This is a genomic window from Marinovum sp. J2-8 (assembly GCF_055808435.1).
Genome location: NZ_JBVVRZ010000001.1, coordinates 699415 through 724938 on the forward strand (window position 1 = coordinate 699415; position 25524 = coordinate 724938).

The 25524-nt window shown below is 57.9% G+C and carries 22 protein-coding genes and 5 pseudogenes; 15 read left to right on the plus strand and 12 right to left on the minus strand.

Going from position 1 to position 25524, the window contains the following annotated elements; translation table 11 throughout:
* Positions 1 to 42: 42 nt before the first annotated feature.
* The 4 genes and pseudogenes from AC0L4F_RS03500 to AC0L4F_RS03515 all read right to left on the minus strand — a co-directional run.
* A pseudogene (locus AC0L4F_RS03500) lies at positions 43 to 1011 on the minus strand (recombinase family protein); the annotation flags it as partial.
* Positions 1012 to 2171, minus strand: a protein-coding gene (locus AC0L4F_RS03505) for an IS3 family transposase (RefSeq protein ID WP_244685431.1) whose coding sequence is annotated in 2 segments (ribosomal slippage) — positions 1012 to 1922 and positions 1922 to 2171 — 1161 coding nt in all. Because the reading frame shifts where the segments join, the coding sequence is not laid out codon by codon here. It lies immediately after the preceding pseudogene.
* A 383-nt stretch (positions 2172 to 2554) separates the two neighbouring features.
* On the minus strand, positions 2555 to 2923 hold the full coding sequence (locus AC0L4F_RS03510; RefSeq protein ID WP_244685433.1) for a recombinase family protein: 369 nt from the start codon (positions 2921 to 2923) through the stop codon (positions 2555 to 2557).
* A gap of 239 nt (positions 2924 to 3162) precedes the next feature.
* The gene (locus AC0L4F_RS03515; RefSeq protein ID WP_244685435.1) at positions 3163 to 3417 is read right to left on the minus strand and encodes a hypothetical protein; all 255 of its coding nucleotides are present in this window, start codon (positions 3415 to 3417) and stop codon (positions 3163 to 3165) included.
* Positions 3418 to 4258: 841 nt separating this feature from the next.
* On the opposite strand from AC0L4F_RS03515, the pseudogene AC0L4F_RS03520 reads away from it, so the two are divergent.
* Both AC0L4F_RS03520 and AC0L4F_RS03525 read left to right on the plus strand, forming a co-directional pair.
* Positions 4259 to 5505, plus strand: a pseudogene (locus AC0L4F_RS03520) (type II toxin-antitoxin system RelB/DinJ family antitoxin).
* Positions 5502 to 6338 carry a DNA adenine methylase gene (locus tag AC0L4F_RS03525; protein ID WP_244685437.1) on the plus strand — a complete coding sequence of 279 codons (837 nt, stop codon included), beginning with the start codon at positions 5502 to 5504 and terminating at the stop codon, positions 6336 to 6338. The pseudogene AC0L4F_RS03520 and the gene AC0L4F_RS03525 overlap by 4 nt, the downstream one beginning before the upstream one ends.
* Here the strand turns inward: AC0L4F_RS03525 and AC0L4F_RS03530 are convergent.
* Both AC0L4F_RS03530 and AC0L4F_RS03535 read right to left on the minus strand, forming a co-directional pair.
* Positions 6289 to 7560, minus strand: coding sequence for a phospholipase D family protein (locus tag AC0L4F_RS03530; RefSeq protein WP_244685439.1), 1272 nt, complete (start codon positions 7558 to 7560; stop codon positions 6289 to 6291). The genes AC0L4F_RS03525 and AC0L4F_RS03530 overlap by 50 nt on opposite strands.
* A gap of 856 nt (positions 7561 to 8416) precedes the next feature.
* The gene (locus tag AC0L4F_RS03535) at positions 8417 to 10024 is read right to left on the minus strand and encodes a hypothetical protein (RefSeq protein ID WP_244685441.1); all 1608 of its coding nucleotides are present in this window, start codon (positions 10022 to 10024) and stop codon (positions 8417 to 8419) included.
* A gap of 462 nt (positions 10025 to 10486) precedes the next feature.
* Between AC0L4F_RS03535 and AC0L4F_RS03540 the strand changes: the two genes are divergently transcribed.
* A complete protein-coding gene (locus AC0L4F_RS03540; RefSeq protein ID WP_244685444.1) occupies positions 10487 to 12412 on the plus strand; it encodes a TonB-dependent receptor domain-containing protein in 1926 nt (641 codons plus the stop codon).
* 58 nt (positions 12413 to 12470) lie between these two features.
* On the opposite strand, the gene AC0L4F_RS03545 is transcribed toward AC0L4F_RS03540, so the two are convergent.
* Positions 12471 to 12767, minus strand: coding sequence for a DUF2218 domain-containing protein (locus AC0L4F_RS03545; RefSeq protein WP_244685446.1), 297 nt, complete (start codon positions 12765 to 12767; stop codon positions 12471 to 12473).
* Positions 12768 to 12904: 137 nt separating this feature from the next.
* Here AC0L4F_RS03545 and AC0L4F_RS03550 point away from each other — a divergent pair, with 137 nt between their 5' ends.
* The 6 genes and pseudogenes from AC0L4F_RS03550 to istB form a co-directional block, all read left to right on the plus strand.
* On the plus strand, positions 12905 to 13810 hold the full coding sequence (locus AC0L4F_RS03550) for a siderophore ABC transporter substrate-binding protein (RefSeq protein WP_244685448.1): 906 nt from the start codon (positions 12905 to 12907) through the stop codon (positions 13808 to 13810).
* 2 nt (positions 13811 to 13812) lie between these two features.
* The gene (locus tag AC0L4F_RS03555; RefSeq protein WP_244685450.1) at positions 13813 to 14751 is read left to right on the plus strand and encodes an iron chelate uptake ABC transporter family permease subunit; all 939 of its coding nucleotides are present in this window, start codon (positions 13813 to 13815) and stop codon (positions 14749 to 14751) included.
* Positions 14744 to 15688 (plus strand): iron chelate uptake ABC transporter family permease subunit, encoded by a 945-nt coding sequence (locus tag AC0L4F_RS03560; protein ID WP_244685453.1) that lies wholly within the window; start codon positions 14744 to 14746, stop codon positions 15686 to 15688. The genes AC0L4F_RS03555 and AC0L4F_RS03560 overlap by 8 nt, the downstream gene beginning before the upstream one ends.
* Positions 15685 to 16440: an iron ABC transporter ATP-binding protein gene (locus AC0L4F_RS03565; protein ID WP_244685455.1), complete on the plus strand. Its 756-nt coding sequence runs from the start codon at positions 15685 to 15687 to the stop codon at positions 16438 to 16440. The genes AC0L4F_RS03560 and AC0L4F_RS03565 overlap by 4 nt, the downstream gene beginning before the upstream one ends.
* Before the next feature lie 3 nt (positions 16441 to 16443).
* Positions 16444 to 16617, plus strand: a pseudogene (locus tag AC0L4F_RS03570) (IS21 family transposase); the annotation flags it as partial.
* Positions 16577 to 17260: pseudogene (istB, locus tag AC0L4F_RS03575) on the plus strand (IS21-like element helper ATPase IstB); the annotation flags it as partial. The pseudogenes AC0L4F_RS03570 and istB, both read left to right, overlap by 41 nt.
* An 81-nt stretch (positions 17261 to 17341) precedes the next feature.
* Here the strand turns inward: istB and AC0L4F_RS03580 are convergent.
* The 3 genes from AC0L4F_RS03580 to irr all read right to left on the minus strand — a co-directional run bounded on the left by AC0L4F_RS03580 (position 17342) and on the right by irr (position 18787).
* On the minus strand, positions 17342 to 17758 hold the full coding sequence (locus AC0L4F_RS03580) for a hypothetical protein (RefSeq protein ID WP_244685457.1): 417 nt from the start codon (positions 17756 to 17758) through the stop codon (positions 17342 to 17344).
* A 243-nt stretch (positions 17759 to 18001) separates the two neighbouring features.
* Positions 18002 to 18259, minus strand: a complete 258-nt coding sequence (locus tag AC0L4F_RS03585) for a hypothetical protein (protein WP_244685459.1) — start codon at positions 18257 to 18259, stop codon at positions 18002 to 18004.
* Positions 18260 to 18364: 105 nt separating this feature from the next.
* Positions 18365 to 18787 (minus strand): Fur family transcriptional regulator Irr, encoded by a 423-nt coding sequence (gene irr, locus AC0L4F_RS03590; RefSeq protein ID WP_244686325.1) that lies wholly within the window; start codon positions 18785 to 18787, stop codon positions 18365 to 18367.
* Positions 18788 to 18975: 188 nt separating this feature from the next.
* Here irr and fabA point away from each other — a divergent pair.
* Positions 18976 to 19486 (plus strand): annotated as a pseudogene (gene fabA / locus AC0L4F_RS03595) (bifunctional 3-hydroxydecanoyl-ACP dehydratase/trans-2-decenoyl-ACP isomerase).
* Between the two features lie 80 nt (positions 19487 to 19566).
* On the opposite strand, the gene AC0L4F_RS03600 reads toward fabA, so the two are convergent.
* Both AC0L4F_RS03600 and AC0L4F_RS03605 read right to left on the minus strand, forming a co-directional pair.
* Complete coding sequence (locus tag AC0L4F_RS03600) at positions 19567 to 19701, minus strand: hypothetical protein (RefSeq protein WP_280520444.1); 135 nt, start codon at positions 19699 to 19701, stop codon at positions 19567 to 19569.
* A 71-nt stretch (positions 19702 to 19772) separates the two neighbouring features.
* Positions 19773 to 20984: a hypothetical protein gene (locus tag AC0L4F_RS03605; protein WP_244685461.1), complete on the minus strand. Its 1212-nt coding sequence runs from the start codon at positions 20982 to 20984 to the stop codon at positions 19773 to 19775.
* Between the two features lie 218 nt (positions 20985 to 21202).
* On the opposite strand from AC0L4F_RS03605, the gene fabB reads away from it, so the two are divergent.
* From fabB to AC0L4F_RS03630, 5 genes are all read left to right on the plus strand, one after another.
* Positions 21203 to 22432 (plus strand): beta-ketoacyl-ACP synthase I, encoded by a 1230-nt coding sequence (gene fabB, locus AC0L4F_RS03610; RefSeq protein ID WP_244685464.1) that lies wholly within the window; start codon positions 21203 to 21205, stop codon positions 22430 to 22432.
* 6 nt (positions 22433 to 22438) lie between these two features.
* The gene (locus AC0L4F_RS03615; protein ID WP_244685466.1) at positions 22439 to 23230 is read left to right on the plus strand and encodes an enoyl-ACP reductase FabI; all 792 of its coding nucleotides are present in this window, start codon (positions 22439 to 22441) and stop codon (positions 23228 to 23230) included.
* Between the two features lie 57 nt (positions 23231 to 23287).
* Positions 23288 to 24001 (plus strand): hypothetical protein, encoded by a 714-nt coding sequence (locus AC0L4F_RS03620; RefSeq protein WP_244685468.1) that lies wholly within the window; start codon positions 23288 to 23290, stop codon positions 23999 to 24001.
* A 261-nt stretch (positions 24002 to 24262) separates the two neighbouring features.
* The gene (locus AC0L4F_RS03625; protein ID WP_244685470.1) at positions 24263 to 24934 is read left to right on the plus strand and encodes an energy-coupling factor ABC transporter ATP-binding protein; all 672 of its coding nucleotides are present in this window, start codon (positions 24263 to 24265) and stop codon (positions 24932 to 24934) included.
* Positions 24909 to 25523, plus strand: coding sequence for a CbiQ family ECF transporter T component (locus AC0L4F_RS03630; protein WP_244685473.1), 615 nt, complete (start codon positions 24909 to 24911; stop codon positions 25521 to 25523). Before AC0L4F_RS03625 ends, AC0L4F_RS03630 begins: the two co-directional genes overlap by 26 nt.
* Position 25524 lies beyond the last annotated feature (1 nt).

Consider the following 25524-nt stretch of genomic DNA (forward strand, 5'->3'; position numbering starts at 1 on the left):
GAGCGTGGTTCGAACCGGGGTCAGGGTTTTCAAATACTCTGCAAACTGCGTTTCAATGTCGTCTCGACGCATCGACTTGCCCTTTTCCGAGCACCCTTTGTGGCTGCAAAGATAGTAAGGGTAGCGTTTCCCGGTATAACTCTTCGACCAACAGGCCGTAACGGAGTAGCCACAAACCTCACATACGAGGAAGTTCCGGAGTGGAAAGTCGTCTGCGATGTTCTTCCGCGCGGGTGCGATCTTACGCTCCTTTAGACGCTCCTGATTGATCTGATACGTTGAGAACGAAATGAGAGGCTCATGTTTTGCCTGCGTGAGCGCAATACCCCATTTGGGGTACTCGACGTAGCCAGCATAAAGCACGTTGGTCAGCATATTTTTGACTTTGTCGAAGTGGACCTCTGTGCCGCGATAACTCTTGGGAAATTCAGGTTTCGAATCCAAAAATCGCTTGACCTCAACCTGCGTCTGGAAACGACCCGAGGCAAAACCCTCCAATGCTTCTTTGACGATACTTGCGAGAGGCTCGCGCAACATCAACATTTTGCCCCCTCCGGGGGCTTTCTCGAGCGTGTAACCATATGGGGCGCTAAAGAACCAATAACCGTTCTTGAGGCGCGCCAGCGAGCGCCGTTGCGTCCGTTCGGCGTTGCTGGTCCGGTCGTGCTCCGCTACTGCGGCCATGATGATCTCGACGAAGCGGCCTCCCGCATCCTCGCCAAATTTTTGATTTGGGCTTTCAATTTTCGCGCCGCTGGCAGTGATCTTGTCGCGAAGCGTGGCGTGTGCTGATACATCACGTGCAAACCGAGCAATGTCTTCCACAACCACGATGAATGGCTCGTCACCCGCTGCACGGAGAAACGCGAGAAGTTGGTTCATGCCGGGCCGGTCAGAAAGCCGCCCCGAGATGACATCACTGAAGACCTCAACAACTTCATATCCTTTGCGTTCGGCATAGTCGCGACAAGTGCGTTCTTGGCTTTGACCTGCCCCCTGCTGGTCCCTCATTCATAATGAGAGTTTGCAGGTTGAATCTGGGTATTCGGCTTCCGCGTCTGACGCAAGCGCGCCGGGCGCGGAGTTTTCAAATTGCTCAAGCGCACGGCGCGCTTGCAGCGGCGTTTGGTTGCCCAAGGACGAGTGTGGCCTGACCGTGTTATAGTCGTAACGCCATAGGGCCAGCTTGCGCCGCGCATCATCCAGGCTGTCGAAGATCTCCTCGTTCAGTAGCTCATCCCTGAGACTGCCGTTGAAGCTCTCGATGAACGCGTTCTGCTGCGGCTTGCCCGGATCGATGTAGTGCCACGGCACCTCGTTCTCGTCGGCCCATTTCAGGATGGCCCGACTGGTGAACTCAGTTCCATTATCGCTGACAATGCAGCCGGGCTTTCCGTAAAGCCGGATCAGAGCGCTGAGCTCCCGGGCGACCCTTGCGCCGGAGAGGCTGGTGTCCGCGATAAGGCACAGGCATTCCCGAGTGCAGTCATCGATCACTGCCAGCATCCGGAACTTCCGCGAGGCGCCGAAGCTGTCGGATACGAAGTCCAACGACCAACGAGCATTGGGATACGCCGCAACTGGCATCGGCACCCTGGTGCCACGCGCCCGTTTCCGGCCGCGCCGCCGCTTCACGGACAGCCCTTCTTCGCGATAGACCCTGTAGAGCTTCTTGTGGTTCATGGTCATGCCCTTGCGCTCCAGCAGCACGCCGATCCGGCGGTAACCGAACCTGCGCCGCTTGGCAGCGATGTCCTGCATCTCCTTGCGGATCTCGGTACAGTCCGGTGGGCGTTCTCGCCGGACTGTTTTGGGATCGACACCGACAAGCCTGCAGGCCCGGCGCTGCGAGATGTCATGATCCCGCATCGCCCGAAGCGCCGCGTCTCGCCGCTTGGTCAATGTCGTCAATTCTTTCCCAGCAAGTCTTTCAGCACGACGTTGTCGAGCATGGTATCGGCCAGCAGGCGCTTGAGCTTGGCGTTCTCGTCTTCGAGCGCCTTCAGCCTGGCGGCCTCAGAAACTTCCATCCCGCCATACTTGGCCTTCAACTTGTAGAAAGTCGCCGTGCTCAGCCCGTGCCTGCGACACACCTCCGCTGTCGGCATCCCTGCTTCCTGTTCTTTGATCATACCGATGATCTGCGCCTCGGTGAAACAACTCTTTCGCATCTGTCTGCTCCTTCAGAGTTGGCGCAAACTCTACATTACGGTGAGGGATTTCGCGGGGGGCAGGTCAGCTTGATAGTCCTGCGCCATCGCTCGTTTGCTTTACGGACGATACGCGAATGTACACGATGCACCGCTTCTTCTTCGGGTTGGAGGGAGGGACGATCATGTCGATCCTTTCATTTTTTTGGGGGGCAGATGAGAGATTTCTCAAAGCAAAGGCGATGCGTTTTCGCGCGCTGGTAAATCGCTTCTTTGAAACGACCGCTTGCAGGCGGTGTGCAAAGCAAAAGCCATTCGACTACCGTTTCCGGTGTCGGCAACGGATATTCGGCTATGCTTGTTTAGGAGGCGAGATGTGATTCAGAAAACGCGATGCCGCAACTTTACTGAATTTCTTTCGTGGGGCTTTCAATCGTGGCCCCACACGCAGTGATTTTATCGCGCAGTGTCGCGTGGGTCGAAACATCACGCGCAAAGCGCGTGATGTCATCCAAAACTACAATGTAAGGTTTGGTTTGCTCCGCACGGAGAAATGCGAGCAGTTCGTTCATTCCCGGACGGTCAGCATGCCGACCCGAGATGGCATCCGTGAAGATTTCTGCAACTTGATAGCCGCTAAGTTCGGCGTAGTCGCGGCACCTGCGCTCTTGGCTAGACAGGCCTGCGCCATCGCTTGTTTGCTGTGCAGAGGAAACGCGAAGGTACAGAATGCACTGTTTCTTTGTCGGGTTGGAGGGAGGCTTGATGATCATTTTCGGTCCTCTCGGGTTGGGGGCCAAACGGCGGATTGCTGACGATGTAATCGAAGGTTCGCTGAGCGCGATCCGATGGTCTTTTGAAAATAGGATGTTCCACCCATTTTCGGTGCTCGGTCACTGGCAATGTCTTCGTGAACATCCGCAATGCCTGCGCTAAAGCAGTTGGACTGCGGACCAAGAAGTCATTGATATGTCGATGACTGAACTTGGAACTGCACCAAACGAAGTCGAGGCTACGCTGCATCACGGCAAAACCCTGCTGCGAGCGTTGCGAGGCTGCGGTTCTTGTTGGCGGCGATCCGAGCGTGCTGCACCGCCGAAGCTCCAAAACCAACTTCGACAAAAGCCTCCATGATGCGCCGGATGGCAGCATCACTCTCGGTTACGTTTTGCGATTTTTTTTTGTCGCTGATTTCAGACTGCAAGGGCTGTTCCAGTACTGACTCGGGCGTGTCTGCCTGCGGGGACTTTGGGCTTTCAGTTTGCATGGTTTGATCCTTCTCTCAGTATTGAAGCCGCTAGGATATTGGCTTCTACTCGAATGCTGCCCGAAGCGGAAAAGGTCGTCAACCAATTGATTTTATTGTTATTTTTTTTAACAATTGCAAGGTGGATGTGGCGCGCAACGAGGGGTAAGTGCCCAAAATTCAAGGATAGTAGACTGGGAAACGGTCGTGCACCCAAGCGTAGAGGGCTTGCTACAATTACCTGACACTCTAAAATTGGAGTGGGCGATTGAAGTGTATTTGGTTCGAACAAGGTTCGAACCAATTCGCGGTTCAAGTTGGCGACTAGAGTGACGGGCAGGTCCGCTAATGCGCCTTCACATTCTAATCCGACAACCCTTCAACCGACCGTAAATGTGATGCCAACACTTCGTCAGGGATACCCGGTTGTTGTGCCCATCAAGGTGTCCAAGAGAGCGGCAATCGGTGACAAGCCCAATTTACAGCATGGAAGGCATGAACGCTCGCGGCCCAAAGCAGCCTTTCACTTAGTGTGTCGTATGCTTGTGTTGCGATCCATCGAACCGGCCCGTCACTGCAGGTGCAGAATCAAACTGACCGCGAACAGGAAGTCTGCAGGGTATTTCTACCGATGGCCCTGTACCGCAATGTGACCAGCCTACTTGATCTGCCGTTGCGGCCGGAGGCCGGTCTTGGTTGTCTTCGGTTCAATTGAGGCGTTGAAATTACAGGGAACTCAAAGGAGCCTCATAGCCTACAAGTCTTACTCGCTTAGCATCGTCCCAGTGCCAAAAACTCCCTGTGCTACATTGTAGCTCAAGAAAATGCGTGCTACAATGTATGCCAGTTTTGGATAAACGAAATGTCAACGAAACCCACGACAACAATTCGCATTGACCCAGAAGTCAAAAAACGCGCTGGCGAGGTTTTCGACGAGATCGGCCTCAGTATGTCCGCCGCAATCAACACGTTTCTGAAAGCAGTGATACGCGAGGGTACCATGCCATTTGATATCAAGACCCGAAGTTCAAGAGCTAATTCGGCATCTGGAAACGTGACGCTAAACCATGCCTTTCTAGTGAAGAAGGACGAGTTCTATACGCAGTATGAAGATGTCGCGAAGGAGATGGTGAAGCATCAAGAGCGCCTCAAGGGAAAAACAATTTTCTGCAACTGCGACGATCCTTTTGAGTCGGCCTTCTTCCGCTTTTTTGTTCTTCATTTTGACAGACTTCAGCTAAAGGGGTTGGTAACGACCTGCTATGATGAATCGTCCATTGCAGGGCGGGAGTACCCACTCGAAGGAATGACAGGAGCTTACAAGTCGGTCGTAACAGAAGTACCCGATACGTCCTTGGTGAGGCCAGACGGATCACTGGACCTAGAGCCTTTGTTTGCGATGCCAGGCAACTCGCTCGAACGTCTTGAAGGAGATGGCGATTTTCGGTCAAACGAGTGCCGAGACCTGCTCAAGGATGTGGATATAGTGTCCACAATCCGCCGTTTAGTCTGTTCCGGGAATTCATCACTCAGCTCGTAAACTATGAAAAAGACTTCATCATTCTTGGCAACATGAATGCTACAACGACAAAGGAAGTCTTCCCTCTCTTTCAGGACAATAGAGTCTGGTATGGTGAGACGATCCGTTCGGGAGACCGTAAATTTCATGTACCTGACAACTACCCCTTGAATGCTGCTAGCTGCGGCATAGATGAAAGCGGTCGGCGTTTCATTCGCGTGAAAGGCGTGCGCTGGTTTACCAATCTGGAAACTAGCCAGCGACATAAACCTCTGGCTTTGACACGTAGCTATACGCCTGACGATTATCCGCACTATGAAAATTACAATGCAATCAACGTTGGGCGCACTCAGGACATTCCAGCCGACTACAGCGGAGTCATGGGTGTACCAATTACGTTCCTCGACAAATACAGTCCGGACCAGTTCGAAATAGTGATGCTTGCCAACGGCAACGCGCGAAGCAATGTTTGTTCGAATGTTCTCTCACAGGTAAGTTACCGAGCTCATCCCGAAGACAGAGGCGGTGTCGGCATTATCAACGGCAAGCGCGTCTACGCGCGCGTCCTGATCCGCAGGAAACCCATATGAGCCGTCATTTGCGTGTGCCCTGCGCTTATCAGGGGGGCAAGCAGCGCGTAGCTGCTCAAATGGTTGATCAACTTCTTGAAGCCGCACCAAGCTCGAATTCACGGTTCTATGATTTATGCTGCGGTTCTGGCGCGGTGTCGATCGAACTAGTTAATCGAGGAATAGATCCGTCTAGGATCTTGATGCTCGACTTAAGCTCTTGGGGGTGTTTTTGGTCGGCTATCGGCTCAGGCACCTTCAATATGCAAATTTTCGATCAGTACCTTGCCGAGCTGCCAGACAACAAGCGCGATATCCAATCCCATGTGACGGCGATTTCGTCTCTTCCCGTGGGAGAATACGAAGCGGAACTATATCCAATTCTCCAAGCCTGTTCCTTTGGCGGAAAACAAATCTGGCGAAGAGACGACAGTTGGGCGAATGCTTGTTTTAGGAGCTACTGGGAACCAACTGCCACAAGCATACGCCGCAGCCCCGCCAATCCCATGCAGCCATCACCAGATGAGCTCCGCCGACGAATTGAAGTCTTGGCAGAGGGGATGCGGGGGGTGACATGCCTCAACGTGGACATCATGACCGTGCTCGACGACAGCCTACCGAGCGATGCGGTTGTTTATGTGGACCCACCGTACCAGAGTACAACAGGATATGGGTTTAGCTTCGATTTGCCGTCTTTTATTGACCGTTTCCGCCGCACCAACCTTGCACCGCTGTTCGTGTCCGAGGGGGTTCCCTTAAATGACGAAGCATTGTTATTGACATTTGGCGGAGCAAAGGGCGGTATCAGTGGCGTTCGGAAGGGCAAACACCAAGAATGGCTGTGCCGCTTCTAAAGCAGACCCAGAAACTTGGCATTCCGGCTACCGCCATTTCTTGCCAAAATTTTTGAAGCCTCTTTGAATTCCTCAAGTGCAATTCTGGAAAAACCGACATGTAGAAGTAGTCATCCTGCACCTTTGTGAAGGTAATCACCTTTCGCACCAAATAGTGCGTCTCCCCCTCATCCCTAAAAGCATCCGTGATTTTTTGATCAGACGAATTTACTCCTTTAATTTGAAGTCGCCATGTACCGTTCGCGTTACTCCCTTCGGGGTACAGAATTGTGTTGCCGAAGTAGTCTTTGCCTTCGAAATTGATCGTTATATTCGCGATTTGATCCGTGGCAGTTGGACTTAGGCCGAAAAACTCTACACCACCGCGCATGAAATTCGCTTCGCCCAAATCAAACGGCGTACCCGAGGGATCACCGCTCTCAATCAACGATCTCTTTGACAGGTCAAGAATATTTCGCGATCCTCCGGTCATTGCTCGTGTTTCAAACCATATCGTTTGGTCCAAATCCTCCACTTCAATTGCTGCTGTTTCGGTAGGCGTGGGATCAGCCGGTGTCGGGAGCTCTTCTTCAACAGGAGTTAGACGCGGCAGTTTTGCTGGGGTACCTGTCCCAAACAAACGTTTCTTCGATCCATCCTTTTTCGCTGCGCTTGCCCGTCTGACACGATCAGCGACTTCCTTATCCACATAACCTTCGCTTAATAGCCTATCGACCTCGTCTTGGGATGTGATCGGCATGAACGAAGCTTCTAGAGCGGCCAGTTCATTGAAATAGACGCCTACCTCTTTCAAAATCTTGGCTTCACCAGCACCTTCCCCATCGATAGGGATGTGTACCGAGCTCTCAAAGTTCGTCCACAAACCACCGCCGGTCAGATTATGTGATCCAACAACCAAAAGCCCATTGTTCTCACCGGTAAACTGATAAATCTTCGAGTGAAAAGTTTGGCTCCGTTCAGAGTGAACCACATTCAATAAGTCTGTATGAAGTAGCAAAGCCGTTAGCGCTTCGTAGGAGGTTCCACCAAGGTCCACCCCGACGTGAACATTTACGGTTCCTCCCCGCCCCCTGAATTGCGCGAGCAAATCCTTAATCCTGAGCACACCGCTATTCTTTGCGAAGGCCACTGCTATGTTCAGCGTGTGATAATCGGCGGAGCACAGCAACTCGATCAGTCGGTCCCCGAGCTGCCCTGAGAAGGGTTGGCTCATTAGCTCCATCTAGTTCTCCTGCAACCACAACTGCCCAAAAGCGCTCTTTCAACCGGACCTTGTCCGACGCTTACGTCGCACGAGCCTGATTCGAGCAAGACGATTGTAACTGGAATTCAGTTCTTGAGTAGCCGTAGGCAGTTGCGGGGGGGACGATTGCGCATCCGTTAGAATTTGACGAAATAAGTCCGAACACACTTGGAGGGGAAAGCAGTTTGCTATGAACAAGTTACGGGACTTGCTAGTGAGACCAGACAGCAGCACACCTAACCCGCCAGAATGTCCGCTATCGCGGAAGTGAACTCGAAATTTTGCGCCCGCACCGAATGTCTTTTTCCCGCCCACTTTTCCTGAGGTTGTTCAATGCGTGGTCTGCTTGCCGACGAATACTTCTCCGCCTGTTGTTAGATCGGTTAACAGGCGGAGCTCTGGGAGATTTGCGAGTTACCAGTTCCGTGCCGGTAGGCTGTCCTCCCAGTTCATTGTTCCGCTGATACAGTTTTCCCAACGCATAAGTATAAGGAACAATGAGTTCGAAGTTTCTCGCTTCAGGTGCACCACTAAAACCATCCCAGGCAATTGCTCTACAGACGTCGGCCGTTAGGGATGTGTCCTATTGCATGCCTGATTTCCGCAAACCCAGTTCGAACATTTGTGCAGCAGCCGTGAGGGCGTCGGCACAGCCGTTGGAAACATCATTCTGACGTAGCGCAGGCATGCGCCTGGGGGGCGGGGTGTTTGGGAAGATTGAGTTTGCCAAAGCGCCGGGCGTGGGCAGGCGTCTTGTGGCGGCGGGCCATCCCACACTCATGCGAAGCTCTTGATCGTCACGGATTCGGGAGGCGCGCGTAACATATCGTCAGGATCACTGCCGCTTTGGACGCCCGGCTGTCACGGGTTCGTCATCTGGGTCCGCATCGATGCGATCAACAACTTTCTTGAGCTGTCTGCCGACAAACCGGCTCGGGCGTGAGGTGGCGACCTTGTATCCCATTTCTGCCAGATCAACGGTCGCCTTGAGCGATCCGGTGATGGCAACGCCAATGCCCTCTTCGATGGCCTCTGCCTTGTCCATGCCTGCGCGATGTTGGTCGATGGCGTGGTTGATGCCGCGCAAAGAGGCGAGGATGCCAAGACCACCCAGCCCGCTCAGGACCGCGTCTGCGCCCGCATCGGCAACGTCGATGACAGTCCCGCCAAGGGCCAGAGAGGCGGCGGTATCCAGCTCTACATTGCTGATCCCGCCATCAATTGCGCCCGTTGCTTCGGCGACCTCACTTGTTGCGATCACGGGGATCGCCGGATCCACGCTTTCGATATAAGCCACGCTGTCGGTTGCCTTGATCTGATATGCCACGCCGTCGACAACGATATCGGTATCGGGCGTGTTGAAATGGGCGTGCAGGGCGCCGCCGGTGGCATCGGCGACATGGCTTTCGAACAGCGCACCCTTTGTCAGCGCAGTCAGGCCGACCAGACTTTCGCTGGGCATGGTCAGACATTGCAGCCAAATTTCGAAATCCGTCAGCCCGGCATAATTGCCATTCACCGAACGCAGCGCGTCAAAGACCGCGTTGGCCTGCGCGACATCATTCCAGGCGGACACCGGCAGCGATAGCGCGCCGAGCATGAGCGCATGCTGGGCCAGGGCGTCATCGTCAAACGGAACATTGCGTGCCTCGGGGATGGCAAGGGCCGCGCGGGCCTGAGAGGTGGCCAATCGTTCCTCGGCGCGGGCCTTGGCGCTGTCGAATTGGGCTTCTGCTGTCTTGATTGCAGCGGCATTGCTTGCAAGGAAATACCGCACATCCACTTCCAGCTTTTCGATATCACGATCCATTTTGCGATAGTCGGGATAATCGTAGTTCAGTTTCTGCCACCAGGACGCATCCTTGAGGATTTCCTCGACATCAAGTTCCAGCTGCCTTCTGCGCGCCTTGACGTATTTCAGGTTCTGCACAGCCGCATCCCGCGCGGACAATTTGGGATGCGCGGCCCTGGATGCCGCGATCCGCGACAAGGCTCTTTTGCGCATTTTGGCAAATTGGTCTTTCAGGGCTTCGCCACGCCGTCTTTTGGTTTGCGCCTCTTTGGCCCGCTCCAGCTGCGCTTCAATCGCGGGGCGGTGATGGTGGATCAACGGCCCGAAAAGCGGGTGGTGGTCCAGCTCAGGCAGGTTGCGAAGCCCCGCAAGAATGACATCGGGGTCGGTTTCCTGCTGCAAGCTGTGCAATGCGTTTGCCAGAGTGCGATGCCGTATTTGCCGCCTGCGCACATGTATCGCCCAGTATGCGGCGCAGAGCGTTCCGCCGACCAAGGCCGCGAAGGGCAGCAAGGCGCTGGAAATGACGCCGGTGTCGAGGCTCGCGCGGGCGGCGGGCAACAGGAGCAGGGCGCCAAAACCGAACAAGGCGGCCAAGGTGACGGCGCGCCAGAGATGGCGGTTCAGGGTTTTCCGGATCTCGTTAGTCATGGCTGTCCTTCACCCGGTCACGCAACAAACCGTCCAAGGCATGGCTGTGCACATGTCTTGTTCCAAAGAGGATGATTTAAGTCGGTTTCGGTGACGATCTGGCTGGCAACACGCGCTCAAACCTCTTGGTGACTGGTTGTTTTGACCATGACAGCATCGTCCTTGATTTCGCAATCCATCCGACAAACAGATTTTGCATCAGTTGCTTGGATGGAACCCTTGCGGGCCATCTCTGGCGTGGTCCGCGTCTGGGAATGGCATTTTCCGGGGAGAGGGCGGTTTGCCGCAATCTGCGAACAATGCTCCGGGCGCGCAATGCAATTCATGCTGCGCCATAGCGTAATTCTGTCTGCCTGACCTTGATCCTACAAAAATACTAAGGTATTTGCGGCCAAAATGATCGCAGCCAGACTACCGTTCCCTATCGGTCACCAGCCACGTGAAAAACTGAAAGGGAACAGAATGAACCATCTGAGATCACGCAGCGTGTTGCTGCTTGGAACCTGCCTTTTTGCTGGCACTGTTGCGGCCCAGGACGCCGATCCGCTTTTCCTTGGGACGTTGCGTATTGATTTGGCCGCGGCGCAGAACCTGTTGGGCAATGACGAGATCACCGAAGAAGAGCTTGCCGATCGCAACCCATCGACCGTCAAGGACGTGTTTGTTGGCGAATCTTCGGTGTCGGTCAGCGGTGGCGCGGCAATGGCGCAAAAGGTCATGGTGAACGGGATCGAAGAAAGCCAGCTGGCGGTCACCATCGACGGGGCACGTCAAAACAAGGGCGCCTTTCACCACACTGGCAACGTTCTGCTTGATCCGGCGTTGTTGAAGTCGGTTGCGGTCAGCGAGGGGCTGGCACCGGCGGATGCGGGCCCCGGTGCGCTTGGCGGCGCATTGGCCTATACCACCAAGGACGCCGGCGACCTTCTGGCGCCGGATGATACCTTTGGCGGGCGGCTGTCGCTGACGACGGGCACCAATGGCACGGGGCTGCGCAGTTCGCTTGCGCTCTATGGTGTGACGGGCGGTTTTGACTGGCTGCTCAGCGGGACACTGCAAGAAGGCGACGACTACGAAGACGGCGATGGCGACCGCATCGACGGCACCGGCGCAGAGCTGTCGGATTATATGGTCAAGCTCGGCTTCACCTCCGACACCGGCAAGCGGCTGGCCTTTTCCGCCTCCCAAACCGAAGACACCGGCCCGCGCGCGTCGCAGGGGGGCTTCATTCGCTCGGATTTCGCCGGGTTGACCAGCCCCGCGCGCCCGACAGACATCATCGACGGCTATGCGCGCCGCAGCTCTTATACCTTGACCTATAGTGACACGCAGCCACAGGGCAATTTCGCCCCCTATCTGCAACTGACCTATAACGAGCAGGAAGTGGATGTTGGCGACGTCACCGGCGTCAACAAAAGCCTGTCAGGCACGGCCAAAAACGAATGGCAATTGGGCAATGGCACCCTGACCGCAGGCATGGATTTCTTTGACGAAACCGCCGAAGCAACCGAAGGCGCCGATGGCGCGGAAAGCCGCTTCAACTTTGGTCTTTTTGCACAGGCGCGGCAGGATTTGACCGACCGCATCTCGGTCAGCTACGGCGGACGGTATGATTTCCAGCGCTTCGAGGGGGCCGACGGCAGCGATTTCGAAGAGGGCGGCGCAAGTGTGAATGCCGCTGTTGACGTTCTGTTGACAGACGGGCTGTCGCTGAACGCCGGGATCGCCTCGACCTGGGGCGGGTTCGCGCTGGGCGAGGCCGCCCTCGTGAACTATCGCACGGATTGGAACTATGATGGTTTCGCCTCGACGCGGGCGCATTCGGCGCGCATTGGTTTGCGCTATGACACCGGGCCTTGGGCCTTTGGCGGGGCTTTGTTCCATACTGAAATCAACGATGTATCCGCCATTTTGCCAAGCGGTGGCAATCGCGGTGCGTTGACCGACATGACGTCGCAGGGCTTTGACGGTTCGATCAGCTACACAGGCGCGCGGGGCTTTGCCAAGCTGAACTATACCTTTGCGGATGTGCAGCTGGACGACGATGAAATCGCCACCACGGCCTATTACTTTGGCCGTCCGATGGGGCATATCATTGCCTTGGAGGCCGGGTATGACCTGAGCGACGAATGGCGGATCGGCGGCAATGCCGAAGTCGCGCTGGAGAACAAGATCGGGTCTCTGGATCTTCCGGCCTATGAGGTCGCAAATGTCTTTGCCAGCTATGCGCCCACGGCGGTGGAGGGGCTGGAAATCCGGCTTGGCATCGACAACCTGTTCGACGCGACTTACGCCAGCCGAAGCAGCGACGGGCTGGATCTAAGCGCGATCGAGCCGTTGAATGAACCGGGGCGGACCTTCACCCTGACGGCCAGTTTGCAGTTTTAGGCCAAAATGACATGCTGACGGGCGGCCCCCGGGTCGCCCGTTTTGCATTGTGCCGGGGTCAGGCGCTTTGCCACACCATGCCTTTGAAATCTTCGCGAAATGCAAATGTTTCAAGGTGGCGATCAATCACACTATGGGCGGCGGGCACGTCATTTGGTTTGGACAGGGTGAACACAACCGTCAGCCCGGTCTTATCCGCCTGCATCTTTGCGGGGCCCATTGGAAAAGCCACGGTGCCGGTTTGGTGGTCGTAATCCACATCAACTTTGTGCCCGAAATGCTTGCACAGTTGCTGGAGGTATTTTGACCCGTTGGGGGTGGCGAACGTGCCGGTTTCAGTCACGGTCAAGGGCATGGCGGTTCATCCTGATTGTTTCTGTCAGATTAAGGCTTGCAGCCGATGAACGCAATCCGCTACACCCGCCGCAATACCGCGAAGCCATGCCAGACGGACCAGCCACGCGATTGCATCTGACCTTCAGGAGTAATTCCATGCGCATGACCCTACTTGGTGGCCTTTTGGGCGCCGCTCTCGCTGTTCCGGCCTTTGCCGATGATGTTTCCGTGCAAACCGCGACCGGCGCTGTGACGGTGCAGGCCAAACCCGGAACAATCGCTGTTTTTGATGTTGCGGCGGTCGATACCATCAACGCGCTTGGTCAGAAAATCGACGGGTTGCCGAACAAACTTTATGTCAAGCGGCTTGATCCGGTGATGGAGGCCGGTGCGGTGGTTGGCACGTTGTTCGAACCCGACTTCGAAGCGTTGGCGGTGATGCAGCCCGATCTGATTGTGGCCGGTGGGCGGTCGTCCGAACAGGTGGAAAACCTGTCCCAGATCGCGCCCACGATCGACATGACGATTTGGGGCGATGACATGCTGGATCAAGCGCATGCGCGGATCGCGGCCTATGGCGCGATTTTCGATGTCGAAGACAAGGCCGCCGCGCTGACCGAAGAGCTGAACGCCAAGCTTGCAGAAGCGCAACGCGCGGTCGAAGGCAAAGGCAAGGCGTTGATCCTGTTGACCAATGGCAGCAAGGTGTCGGCCTATGGCCGGGGCGGGCGGTTTGGCTGGCTGCACAGCGAAATCGGCATCGAAGAAGCGGCGCAAAACGTCGAGGCGGAAACCCACGGCGAGGCGGTATCGTTTGAATTCGTCGCCGACATCAACCCCGATTGGTTGCTGGTGGTGGACCGGGGCGCCGCGATTGGCGCCGACAGTCAGGCCGCCGAGGCCACATTGGACAACCCGTTGATCGCCAAGACAACAGCGGCACAAAAGGGCCAGATCGTCTATCTTGATGCGGCGTCGCTTTATATTGCGTCGGGCGGGGCCGGGTCCGTTTTGCACACGCTGGACGAGGTGATCGCAGCCTTTGCTGGCGCGGATAGCTAATCTTGCGACAGTGGCCTTTGCTTATATGCGCGCTGATCGGGGTGAGCGGTCTCAGCCTGTTGATTGGCGCGGCGTCGTTGTCGGATGGGGATGGCGGCTGGCTTTTGATGGTCAGCCGGTTTCCCCGCACGGCGGCGGCGCTTTTGGCGGGGGCTGGGTTGGCGCTGGCCGGGGTGGTGGTGCAACAGGTGGTGCAGAACCGTTTGGTCGAACCGGCCCTGACCGGCACGCCCGAGGCGGCGATGCTGGGGTTGCTGGCGGTGACATTGATCGCGCCGGGCATGGCGATTGCGGGCAAGATGTTGGTGGCCGCCGCGGCGGCATTGGCGGGGATGGCCGGGTTTATCGCGCTGGCCAAACGGGTGCCGCGCAGTGACCCGATGCTGTTGCCGATTGTTGGGCTGGTCTATGGCGGCATTCTGGGCGCGATTGGCATCTGGGCCGCGTGGCTGACTGATTTGATGCAATACCTTGGCACCTGGCAATTGGGCGAATTTTCCGGCGTGATGATCGGCCGGTACGAATGGCTCTGGGCGGTCGCGGGGATGGCTGTGCTGCTTTATGCGGTGGCGGATCGGATCACGATTTTGGGGCTGGGCGAGGCGCAGGCCCGTTCGCTGGGCCTGAACTATAAACAAACCCGCGCGCTGGGGTTGGTGATTGTGTCGGTGTTGACCGCATTGGTCATGGTGACGGTTGGGGCGTTTCCCTTTGTGGGATTGGTCGCGCCAAATCTGGTGTCGCGCTGGCGCGGCGATAACCTGCGCGCGAACCTGCCGTTGATTGCGCTTGGCGGCGGTGTGCTGGTGCTGGCGGCGGATGTGATTGGGCGGGTGATCCGCTATCCCTTTGAAATTCCGGCGGCGACGGTATTTGGCGTGTTTGGCGCATCGGTCTTCCTGTGGCTGCTTCACGCCGCGCCGAGGCGGGCCCATGGTTGACCGACATGTGGCGTGGTTGGCGCTGGCGCTTGTGGCGTTAAGCGCGGGGTTTTTGCTGTGGCACCTGCGCGCGCCTTATGGATTTATTTTGGAGCTGCGCGGCGCAAAGCTGGCGGCGTTGATCTGTGTCGGGGCGGCGACGGGGGCGGCCACGATCCTGTTTCAGACGGTGGCGATGAACCGGTTGCTGACGCCGGGGATCGTGGGATTTGATGCGCTGTTTGTGCTTTTGCAGACGCTTTTGGTGGTGACCCTTGGCGGGGTTGGCGCGGCACAGATCCCCGGCGCATTGCGTTTTGTGATCGAAGCGGCGGTGTTGATGGCGGCGGCGACCGCGCTGTTTGGCGTGTTGCTGCGCCGCGACGCCGGCGATGTGACCCGGATGATCCTGACCGGGGTGATCCTTGGGGTGTTGTTGCGCGGGCTGGCTTCGATGGTGCAGCGGATGATGGACCCGTCGGAATTTGCCGTGGTGCAACAGGCGATGTTTGCAAGCTTTGGCCGGGTGGACCTTGGACAATTGATCGCGGCGGGGCTGGTGTTGATCGCCGCGTTCGGCGCGGCGCTGCGCATGGCACCGGCGCTGGATGTGGCCGGATTGGGCCGGGGCACGGCGCGGGGGCTGGGGCTGAACCATGATCGGGTGGTGCTTATGGCGCTGATGCTGGTGGCGGCGATGATATCGGTCTCCACCGCGCTGGTCGGGCCGATCACGTTTCTGGGCCTTTTGGCGGCCAGTCTGGCGCGGCATCTGACCGACACCCACCGCCATATCGTGTTGATTCCGGCGGCGGCGCTGATCGGGGCGCTGATCCTTGTGACCGGGCAATTCGTGTTTGAACGCCTGCTGGGCAGCCAATCGGCGCTGGCGGTGGTGGTGGAGTTCTTTGGCGGGCTGCTGTTCTTGTGGCTCGTCCTGCGCAGGAGGCAGCTATGATCAAGGTTCGCGGGCTTGGCTATGGGGTGGGTGATACGGTGATCCTGCATGATGTGAACCTGACGCTTGCGCCGGGGGGGATCACTGCGCTGATCGGGCCGAACGGGGCGGGGAAATCATCGCTGTTGCATTGTATGGCGGGGCTGACAACGCCGACACAAGGCCGCGTCGAGATCGACGGCCTGGACCCGTTCACCGCCCGGGATGAGGCCCGCGCGCGCGCCGTGGCCCTGTTACAGCAAACGCCAGTGGTGGTCAGCCGCCTGCAGGTGCGTGAGCTGGTCAGTTTTGGCCGCTGGCCGCATCACCGGGGGCGACCGGGGCCCAAGGACATGGAAAAGGTTGAAGAGGCCCTGGAGGCCTTTTCTCTGACGGATTTTGCTGAACGGCCCTTGGAAACCCTGTCCGGCGGCCAGCGTCAGCGGGCGTTCATCGCCATGACCTATGCACAGGATACGTCGTGGATGTTTCTGGACGAGCCGCTGAATGCGCTGGATCCACGCCATGCGCGGGATTTGATGGCGCGGTTGCATGGGCTGTCGCGCGGCCATGACCGCAGCATCGTGATAGTGATCCACGATATCAACGCGGCGGCGGGATGGGCGGATCGGATCGTTGCGATGAAAGACGGGCGCATCGTGGCGCATGATGCCAGTGCCGCGCTGTTGACGCCCGAAACCCTGGCCGATGTATTTGATACCCCGTTCGAGGTGCTGCGCCACAAGGACAGGCCAGTGGTGATTTCGCGCTGATTGCGGGCAAAGACGCCGTCACTTGCAATTGCCCCACCCGATGCCTTGCGCCTGACCTGCGAGCCGGTGGCCGACTGCAAGCGTTATGACAACCTGAGAAGATCAGAACATGGAAAGATCATAGGTGCTGGCCGCGATGAGCCAGTTGAAGTTTTGCGGGATGAGGGCGGCTTATGATATGAGGTTCTCGCGACAGCTGTGAAGCGGCGACACGGGCCGCAGCAGATCGTCGGTGACCTTCTGAACGCCGAGATAAGCGAGAAGCAGGCTCGATCGATCAAGTATCAGCTGACCATCGCTCGCCTCCCGTTAACCAAGGAGGTCGTCTAGTTGACCTTCGAAGATACGGCGGTGAACGAGACGTGGTGCGCGTTCTGGCATCAGGCGACGTCATCGACCAGCAGCGTAACGTCGTGCTGATCAGCGGCACTGGAACTGGCAAGTCGCATCTCGCGGTTGGCAACGCTCGATCCTGCATCCGGCGCGGTAAGCGCCGCCGCTTCTTCAACGTGGTAGATCTCGTGAACAAGCTTGATGCCGAGGCCTGTTCTGACCGACACAGCCGCCCGCCGATCTCCTCTGTCGGTTCAACTTCATATTACTCGATGAACTGGGCTATCTGCAATTCGCCCAGACCGGCGGGCAGCTCTTGTTCCACATTATCAGCCGTCGCTATGAGCGAACCTTGATTATCGCGACGACCAACCTCGACTTTGGCGAATGGCCCTCCGTATTCGGCGATGCCAAGACGGCGACCAAGCTCCTCGATCGCCTCACGCATCACTGTGACATCGTCGAAACCAGCAACGAGAGCTGGCGTGCCAGACCCGCGAATAGCCGAAACTCCGCTGGTCCGCCGCGGCTGCGCTGTGTCGAGGCTACACCGCATTGGGCCAGGGGCTCAGGCCGCGATGCCGAACAGTGAGGTGCGCGCCGCGCGTCGCAGATCGCCGACACGGTCCCGGTTGGCCGACACCCAGGCCCGCCAGGCCATATAACCTTCGCGATTGACGCGGGCGCGTTCTTCGCCGCTCAATGCGTCATATCTGTCGATTGTCATGCCGGGCACAAAACCGATTTTAAGCCGTTGAAAGACATGGGAACAAACGTGAATTGCGGCCCGGTCCAACGGGCGCACCCGCGCGCTTTCGGCACAGATGAAATGCGTGCGCAATTGTCGTTCATCAGGTTGCAGGTAGGCCGGGCTGTCATCGGCCCTGGCGGCAAGGCCATCCAGAAAAAAGGCCAGCACAAAAGCCAGACAAAAGGCAAGTCTCAGCGCCCCGTGTGCAACACGGGGAAAGGCGAAAGCGAACATATCAGCGCTCCTTTGCAGTTAAGCAGGGGTAACGCCGCGTCCTCCCGATAGGCGCTAGGGTTTCGATGATGCGCCCAATCCCTGAAAAAGGATTTAAGGCGACGTTCGCAGCATAACAGAAAATGCCGCACCAGCGGACTGGGGCGGCGCAGCGGATGCTTGTGGTCGTGTATGTCGGGATGTTTGCCTGGAAAATAAGCGCGTTTGATCAAAAAGGGGGCGGAATTCCCCCCGATTTTGCGCCTATGCCGCTTCTGTCGCCATCAGGCTGGTCCAGCGCGCGCCGCGTTGCGACAGCGTCTTGGTCATGCGGGTACTGAGCGAATGCCGCACCCAGGCAAGCGTGACCGCAATGCACATCAGATAGGCCCCGGCCATCAAATCGAAAACCTGCATCGACAGCACGCCGGACAGCAAATACCAGTTCGCCGCCAGAAACACCGGCACCATGGCGGTCAGCAAAAGCCAGGACCGGGCGTGTTTGATCAATGTGCGTTTCATGGGGGCCTCTCGCATTGCGTCTTCGGATGCAAACTGCTGGCGAAATACGGCGGCACTTGGGCGGATCTGGGGAAAAAGCTCGATGCGGGGCCGGGTGGCGCGTGGTCAGACCGGTTTGCGCCGCAATCGGATCACCACGTCGACGCTGGCAATTTCTGCCCCCTCCGGCGCATCCGGCAAAGAGACGATTTTCAACTGATCGGCCGGGGCATCGGTCAGGTGGCCTTCGTCTTCCCAGTAAAAATGCGGGTGGTCATGGGTGTTGGTGTCGAAATAGCTTTTCTGGCCATCCACTGTAACCTCTTGCATCAGGCCCGCGTCACAAAACGCCCGCAGGGTGTTGTAGACCGTGGCCAGAGAAACGCTTTCGCAGGCGTCCTGAACTTTTGCAAACAGGCTTTCGGCGGTGACATGGCGGTTGCGGCCGTCGCCGACCAGCAAGGACGCCAGGGTGAGGCGCTGTCGGGTCGGGCGCAGCCCTGCGCCGGACAACCACACCGCGCCGCGGTCGATCGCTGGGGATGTCATATTCATGCCTCGCACTCCTCGCCTTGGAACAATATAGAGCGTCTTTTGGTGGCTTTTCAATGCGGCGCATGTGGCAATAATGGCCGTTTGTGGCAACAATCTCATCATTCCCGGCGCTCTTGCATGGGTTGGCATGCGGGTGTTAGACCGGATCAGATAGATTTGTGTGATCCAAGGAAGGTGCCTGAATGGCCGAATACCCCACCAGTTTCGACAGAGATGCGCTTCTGAAATGTGCCAGAGGCGAGCTTTTTGGTCCGGGCAATGCGCAATTGCCGGAACCGCCGATGCTGATGATGGATCGGATCACCGATATTTCGGGTGACGGCGGCGAAAATGGCAAGGGCCATGTGGTGGCGGAATTCGACATCAAGCCCGACCTGTGGTTCTTTGACTGCCACTTTCCCGGCAACCCGATCATGCCCGGCTGTTTGGGTCTTGATGGCCTGTGGCAGTTGACCGGTTTCAACCTCGGCTGGCGCGGTTGGCAGGGGCGCGGTTATGCGCTGGGCGTGGGCGAGGTCAAGCTGACCGGCATGGTGCGCCCGGACCGCAAGATGTTGACCTATCGGATCAATTTCACCAAGGCGATTTCAAACCCGGCGTCTGACAATGGGCGTTGCGGACGGCATCGTCGAGGCGGACGGCGAGGTGATCTATCAGGTCAAGGATATGAAAGTCGCGCTGAGCGAAAGCTGATTGCGCGCGTACCAGCGGATGTGAAAAGAGGCCCGATTGCGGGCCTCTTTTTTTTGTTTTGGTGATGCGTTGCGGTGCGCTCAGCAGCCCCGCGCCTCAAAATCGGCTTTGGTGCTGTAGACAGCTTTGGGCAGGTAGGCGCCCATGGTGTCGACCTCCAACCCCGGGCCGGGAATGTTTTGGACCGCAGCCGAAAACGCCGGGTTGGGCGCCATGTTGCGCAGCAGCAGCGCCGTAATGTTGGTATGTCCGGCCCCGTCGCCTGCATCGCCCCAGTCAAGCCAGCTTACGCCACATTCCGCCGTCGCATTTTCCGGGCGGTTCGCGGATTTGCTGATGACAATTGTATAGGCGCGATCATCGTCCAGCGTGACCTCGCTGTCATAGATGCAATCGGAAAACCGTGTCGTGACAAGGCTTTCGTTGGTGCAAAGCGACCAATAACGCAGATCATAATTGTCGGGTTGGCCCATATCGGCCCCGGACGCGGGGTGCGGGGCATTTTCGCCTCAAGCACGACAACATCGCCGAAATCTTCGTTCAACGAAATCGCGACATATTGATTGTCGAGGTTGGCATAAAAGCCGGAGGTCTTGGGGATGAACCCAACCCGCGCCGCTGTTTCCATGACCTGTTGCAACTTGGGTGACATGAACGCCATCAGGTTGATGCGCGGATCCCAGAAAACGTTCCAAGCCTCATGCTTGGTGTGCAGGTAATTGTCCGCGACCTCGGGCTTTTTCAGCATGTTGTCAAAATCGTCCTGCGCCAAAGCGGGCGAGATCAAGACACGTTCCGCGTCGTCCGGTCCGGGGCTGGCAAGCGCGTCACAGGCGGCCTGACCTTCCAGCCGGGTGCCATCGCCCATCACCAGCGCCACATTGGCAAGTCCCGCGCCGCCGGTCAGATCATCGCCGGTTTCCGGGATGTAATGACGCAGCAACAGCGGGCTGCGGTCAACCTTGTCGGTGGGGCCAAGATATACGGTATTGGGCGCGCGATCTTGTGGGGCTTCGCCCTGGACCACGCGCAGGGTATAGGCCATCGCATCGCCGTAAGCCCCGCTCAGAAAAGGATTTTCGCTGCCATCATCGGCGGTGATGTCGACGTCCATCACATGGTCATAGGGCGCGCCACCCTCGGTATAGCTATGCAGCGACATATACCGTGCCTGTGGGAAGTTGCCGGAAATTTCCAGATAGGCGTCCGGCGCATCCTTGGGCATGGTAAATGCCGTCGCCCAATACACCGCGCCGCCATCGGGATAGGCGATGTTGAACGCCCCGGAATAAACCGGACCCATCCAGAAGCAATCATGTTGGCCCGGTGTTTCCTTGCCCTTAAAGACAATGGGTCGCGGTGACATGCTGACCTTTTGATCAGCAATCGGAAGATTTTCCAGCAGCGACTTGAAATCATGTTGGTACTGGTCTTCGGCTGCGGCAGGAAGTGTCACGCAGGTCAGTGCCAGGCCCAGCGGGATCGAAAGGTAACGCATTTGTAGTTTTCCCTTTTGGTCGAATGGCCGCACCATGGAACAGGATGAATCGGGTGGCAACACAGACGAAGGATGCAAGGCCCGGTTCTTTGTGAAAGTTATAAGACGGTCCTTGCATCGCCTTAACTGGCCGCAACTGCACACCAAACAGCCCACCCACCTTGCGCGTCTCCCCTCGCATGCCCTAGTAATGCCCTAACAAACATGGGAGTGCGCGCATGCGTCGTGTCGTCGTGACTGGTCTGGGGATTGTGTCCTCCATCGGCAACAATGTGGAAGAGGTTCTGGCCTCGCTCAAATCCGGGACATCCGGGATCACCGCCAATGAGGCGATGAAGGAACATGGATTCCGCAGCCAGATTGCCGGTGACCTGAAGCTGAATGTCGCGGACCATGTCGACAAACGCACGCTGCGGTTCATGGGGCCGGGGGCGGCCTATGCCTATATCGCCATGGGGCAGGCGATTGCCGATGCCGGGCTTGAGGAACGCGATGTTGTGAACCCACGCACCGGTTTGGTGGCGGGCTCGGGTGGCCCATCGACCAGCGCGATGTTGCAGGCGCATCAGACCGTGCTGAAAACCGGCGCGACCAAGCGGATCGGGCCCTTTGCGGTGCCAAAAACCATGTGTTCGACCGTTTCGGCCAATCTGTCGACGGCGTACAAGATCAAAGGCATCAATTATTCCATCACCTCGGCCTGCTCGACCTCGCTGCATTGCATCGGCAACGCGGCGGAACAGATCATGATGGGCAAACAGGACGTGATGTTTGCCGGTGGCGGCGAAGAGCTGGACTGGACATTGTCCTGCCTGTTTGACGCGATGGGCGCGATGTCGTCGAAATACAACGATACGCCGGAACGCGCATCGCGGGCGTTTGATGCAGACCGCGATGGGTTTGTGATCGGCGGCGGCGGCGGGATGCTGGTTCTGGAAGAACTGGAACACGCCAAGGCGCGCGGCGCCAAGATCTACGCCGAGGTCACGGGCTATGGCGCGACATCGGATGGCGCCGATATGGTGGCCCCCTCGGGCGAAGGCGGCGAGCGGGCGATGCGCGTCGCGCTCAGCACCTTGGAAGAGGGGCGCAAGGTTGGCTATATCAACGCCCATGGCACATCCACGCCGGTCGGCGATGTCGGCGAAATCGAAGCGGTGCGCCGCGTCTTTGGCGATGGCAGCACGCCGCCGGTGTCTTCGACCAAATCCATGACCGGCCACAGCCAGGGCGCCACCGGCGCACAAGAGGCGATTTATTGTCTGCTGGCCTTGGACAACGATTTCATCATCCCGTCGATCAACGTCGAAACGCTTGATCCGGCACTGAAACCGGCAGAAATCGCCACCACGCTGGTGGAAAATGCCGGGCTGGATACAGTGATGACCAATTCCTTCGGGTTTGGCGGCACCAACGGCTCCATGCTTCTTAGCAAATATAACGGATAAACGGACATGTCGCAGTCAATGAAGGGCAAGCGCGGGCTTGTCATGGGTGTTGCCAACGAACGCTCTATCGCCTGGGGCATTGCCAAAGCGATGGCCGAAGCTGGTGCCGAACTGGCCTTTACCTATCAGGGCGAGGCATTCGGCAAACGGGTTGAGCCGCTGGCGGCATCGGTCGGATCGGACTTTCTTGTCGATGTTGATGTGACCGACGATGCATCGCTCGATGTGGCATTCGAAAAGCTGGGGGACCGTTGGCCGACGATTGATTTCGTGGTCCACGCCATCGCCTTCAGCGACAAGAACGAATTGACCGGCCGGGTGCTGAACACCAGCCGCGACAATTTCAAGAACTCGATGGATATCTCGGCCTATTCCTTTATCGAGGTCGCCCGCCGCGCCCATCCGATGATGGTTGAAAATGGCGGCACGCTTTTGACGCTGACCTATATGGGATCGAATCGCGTCACGCCGAATTACAATGTCATGGGCATCGCCAAGGCCGCGCTTGAGGCTGCGGTGCGCTATCTTGCCAATGATCTTGGCCCCGAGGGCATTCGCGTCAACGCCATTTCCCCCGGTCCGATGAAAACCCTGGCCGGTGCGGCCATTGGTGGTGCGCGCAAGACCTATAAGCACACGGATCAAAACGCGCCGCTGCGCGCCAATGCCACGCTAGAGGCCGTGGGCGGCACTGCGGTATACCTCGCGTCGGATGCCGGCGCCTGTACCACGGGTGAAATTATTCGGGTCGATGGGGGCTTTCACGTCTTGGGAATGCCGCAGGCAGACAACCTTTAGGGGAACGCCGCAGTTCTGGCTCATTTCCGCCCTTCTCCCGTCAAGGAGGGTAGGCATATGTTAACCATGACACCTGACCAAGCTCTTAAAGCCGCTATGATCGGCGATAAATCCCGGATGCGGGGGAAACTTGCATCGGCTGGGCGAACCCCAAAGTCTCGACTGTTCCGCTGGAGCGTCAAGATCCTGTCTGTCGCCCTGGTGCTGACGGTGTCGCGTGGCATGCTACGCGCACCTGAGGTTCAGGTGATGCTGGCAGGGGCTGGCGACACGCTTACCCAAGTGGTCCAGGACGACACGATTGCCAGCGCGCATATTGCCGCCACCGATTTTCAGGTCGCGGCCAGCGCATTTGTCGCAGGACTGGCCCGACCGGCGCTGGCTGTGATCTCACACGACACAGCTGACGTTCCCGACGCACGGACCGAACGGCGCAGGCATCGGCCCAGCACACCAATTGAATTGAGCCATATCGAAACCGTATCGGCCAGTCGCGTCCTCAGTGGCCCGGTCGAAGCCGTTTATGCCGGAAATGCGCTGCAATTGGCCGGAATGCCGGTGGTGATCGACGCTCTTGTCTGTCCCGCCCTCCAAAGCGAACGCGGACAATTGGCCCGGGTCGGGCTGGAAAGTTTCACCCATGCGCAGACATTGAATTGCAACGTGACCGGACAGGCCGGTGCCCAGGCCGTGACCGCCAATTGCTGGACCAACGATGGTCAGGATCTGGCGACCCAGATGCGCGCCACCCAGCTGTGCAACGCCAATTGACTTCATGCGCGCCGCAATAACGGCGTGCTGACATCGGGACAACCCCGGCCCACACCATTGGATTTCTGTCGCCTTGCAATTCGCCCCAGCTTCTGAAATGCACAGGCAAATGGGCTGACCGCCCACTGGGTGGATCAGACGCGGGCCAAAAGAGAGGCCCGCCGCGCGACAGGGGAATTTCGTTTGAACGACGCTTCGGTCCCAGTTCGGACCAGCAGTCAGCTGGTTTTGTCGGGGGTGGATTTTGCCCATGACACTCGTTTGGTTTTTTCTGCTCTGACGCTGGATATTTCGGTCACGCGACTTGGGGTCGTCGGGCGCAATGGATCGGGGAAAACGACGCTGGCGCGGTTGCTTGCCGGTCTTGTGGCCCCTACGGCGGGCGAGCTGCGGTTGAATGGCGTCGATGTGGCGCGGGACCGGCGTGCGGCCCTGTCAGAGGTCGGCATCCTGTTCCAGAACCCGGATCACCAGATCATTTTCCCAACCGTGCTGGAAGAACTGGCCTTTGGTCTGATCCAGCAGGGCCAAAAGAAAGCAGCAGCCGAAGACGCCGCGCGCGACGTATTGGCCCGTTTCAACAAGACCCATTGGCAAGAGGCCTATATCAATACGCTCAGCCATGGCCAAAAGCATCTGGTCTGTTTGATGGCCATTGTTGCGATGGCCCCGCGCTTGCTCATTCTTGACGAACCCTTTGCCGGTCTCGACATGGTCACCCGGGCACAGCTGACCCGGTATCTGGATCATTACACTGGCAATCTGATCCATATCACACATGACCCGGCGGATTTGGCCGGATATCACAGCGCGCTGTGGCTGGATCGCGGCGCATTGCGCCAAATCGGCCCGGCGGAAGAGGTTGTGCCCGCCTATGTGGCGCGCATGACAGAATTGGGGGCCGCAGATGATATCGCTGACCTCCCCGGTTAAAACCCGCGCCCATGGTTGGCCAGCCGCGGCCAAGCTGGCGGCGCTGTGCCTTGCGACGCTGGGGTTGTTTTTCATCCAGAACCTCTGGGCGCATCTGGCCATCCTTGTCTCGGTATTGGCGCTGTATGCGGCGCCCGGATGGCAGTTCCTGCGCGGTGGGCTTGCGAAACTCTGGATGCTTTGGCCCTTTGTGCTGATCGTCGCGCTGTTTCACCTGATTGACGGCAGTGTGATACCGGGCCTGGTGATCCTGTTGCGGTTGGTCTCGGCGGTGGCGCTTGCCAATCTGGTGACGATGACCACCCGGCTGTCGGACATGATTTCCGTGGTGCACTGGCTTGCCGCACCGTTACGCCGTTTCGGCATTGCCAGCCGCCCGTTGGAAATCGCCATTGCCCTTGTGATCCGCATGACCCCGGTGCTGCTGGCCAAGGGCCGCGCGCTGGGCGACGCTTGGCGCGCGCGTTCACCCCGGCGCGCCAATTGGCGGATTATCCTGCCTTTCACCCTGCTCGCGCTTGACGATGCTGATCAAATCTCTGATGCGTTGCGCGCGCGCGGAGGCCTGCTTTCTACAGAGGATACCTGAG

Excerpts from the sequence above, each read along its gene's own strand:
- AC0L4F_RS03510 (WP_244685433.1), bottom strand. The coding sequence starts at position 2,923 with ATGATCATCAAGCCTCCCTCCAACCCGACAAAGAAACAGTGCATTCTG.
- AC0L4F_RS03515 (WP_244685435.1), bottom strand. The coding sequence starts at position 3,417 with ATGCAAACTGAAAGCCCAAAGTCCCCGCAGGCAGACACGCCCGAGTCA.
- AC0L4F_RS03525 (WP_244685437.1), top strand. The coding sequence starts at position 5,502 with ATGAGCCGTCATTTGCGTGTGCCCTGCGCTTATCAGGGGGGCAAGCAG.
- AC0L4F_RS03530 (WP_244685439.1), bottom strand. The coding sequence starts at position 7,560 with ATGGAGCTAATGAGCCAACCCTTCTCAGGGCAGCTCGGGGACCGACTG.
- AC0L4F_RS03535 (WP_244685441.1), bottom strand. The coding sequence starts at position 10,024 with ATGACTAACGAGATCCGGAAAACCCTGAACCGCCATCTCTGGCGCGCC.
- AC0L4F_RS03540 (WP_244685444.1), top strand. The coding sequence starts at position 10,487 with ATGAACCATCTGAGATCACGCAGCGTGTTGCTGCTTGGAACCTGCCTT.
- AC0L4F_RS03545 (WP_244685446.1), bottom strand. The coding sequence starts at position 12,767 with ATGCCCTTGACCGTGACTGAAACCGGCACGTTCGCCACCCCCAACGGG.
- AC0L4F_RS03550 (WP_244685448.1), top strand. The coding sequence starts at position 12,905 with ATGCGCATGACCCTACTTGGTGGCCTTTTGGGCGCCGCTCTCGCTGTT.
- AC0L4F_RS03560 (WP_244685453.1), top strand. The coding sequence starts at position 14,744 with ATGGTTGACCGACATGTGGCGTGGTTGGCGCTGGCGCTTGTGGCGTTA.
- AC0L4F_RS03565 (WP_244685455.1), top strand. The coding sequence starts at position 15,685 with ATGATCAAGGTTCGCGGGCTTGGCTATGGGGTGGGTGATACGGTGATC.
- AC0L4F_RS03580 (WP_244685457.1), bottom strand. The coding sequence starts at position 17,758 with ATGTTCGCTTTCGCCTTTCCCCGTGTTGCACACGGGGCGCTGAGACTT.
- AC0L4F_RS03585 (WP_244685459.1), bottom strand. The coding sequence starts at position 18,259 with ATGAAACGCACATTGATCAAACACGCCCGGTCCTGGCTTTTGCTGACC.
- irr (WP_244686325.1), bottom strand. The coding sequence starts at position 18,787 with ATGACATCCCCAGCGATCGACCGCGGCGCGGTGTGGTTGTCCGGCGCA.
- AC0L4F_RS03600 (WP_280520444.1), bottom strand. The coding sequence starts at position 19,701 with ATGGCGCCCAACCCGGCGTTTTCGGCTGCGGTCCAAAACATTCCCGGC.
- AC0L4F_RS03605 (WP_244685461.1), bottom strand. The coding sequence starts at position 20,984 with ATGCGTTACCTTTCGATCCCGCTGGGCCTGGCACTGACCTGCGTGACA.
- fabB (WP_244685464.1), top strand. The coding sequence starts at position 21,203 with ATGCGTCGTGTCGTCGTGACTGGTCTGGGGATTGTGTCCTCCATCGGC.
- AC0L4F_RS03615 (WP_244685466.1), top strand. The coding sequence starts at position 22,439 with ATGTCGCAGTCAATGAAGGGCAAGCGCGGGCTTGTCATGGGTGTTGCC.
- AC0L4F_RS03620 (WP_244685468.1), top strand. The coding sequence starts at position 23,288 with ATGTTAACCATGACACCTGACCAAGCTCTTAAAGCCGCTATGATCGGC.
- AC0L4F_RS03630 (WP_244685473.1), top strand. The coding sequence starts at position 24,909 with ATGATATCGCTGACCTCCCCGGTTAAAACCCGCGCCCATGGTTGGCCA.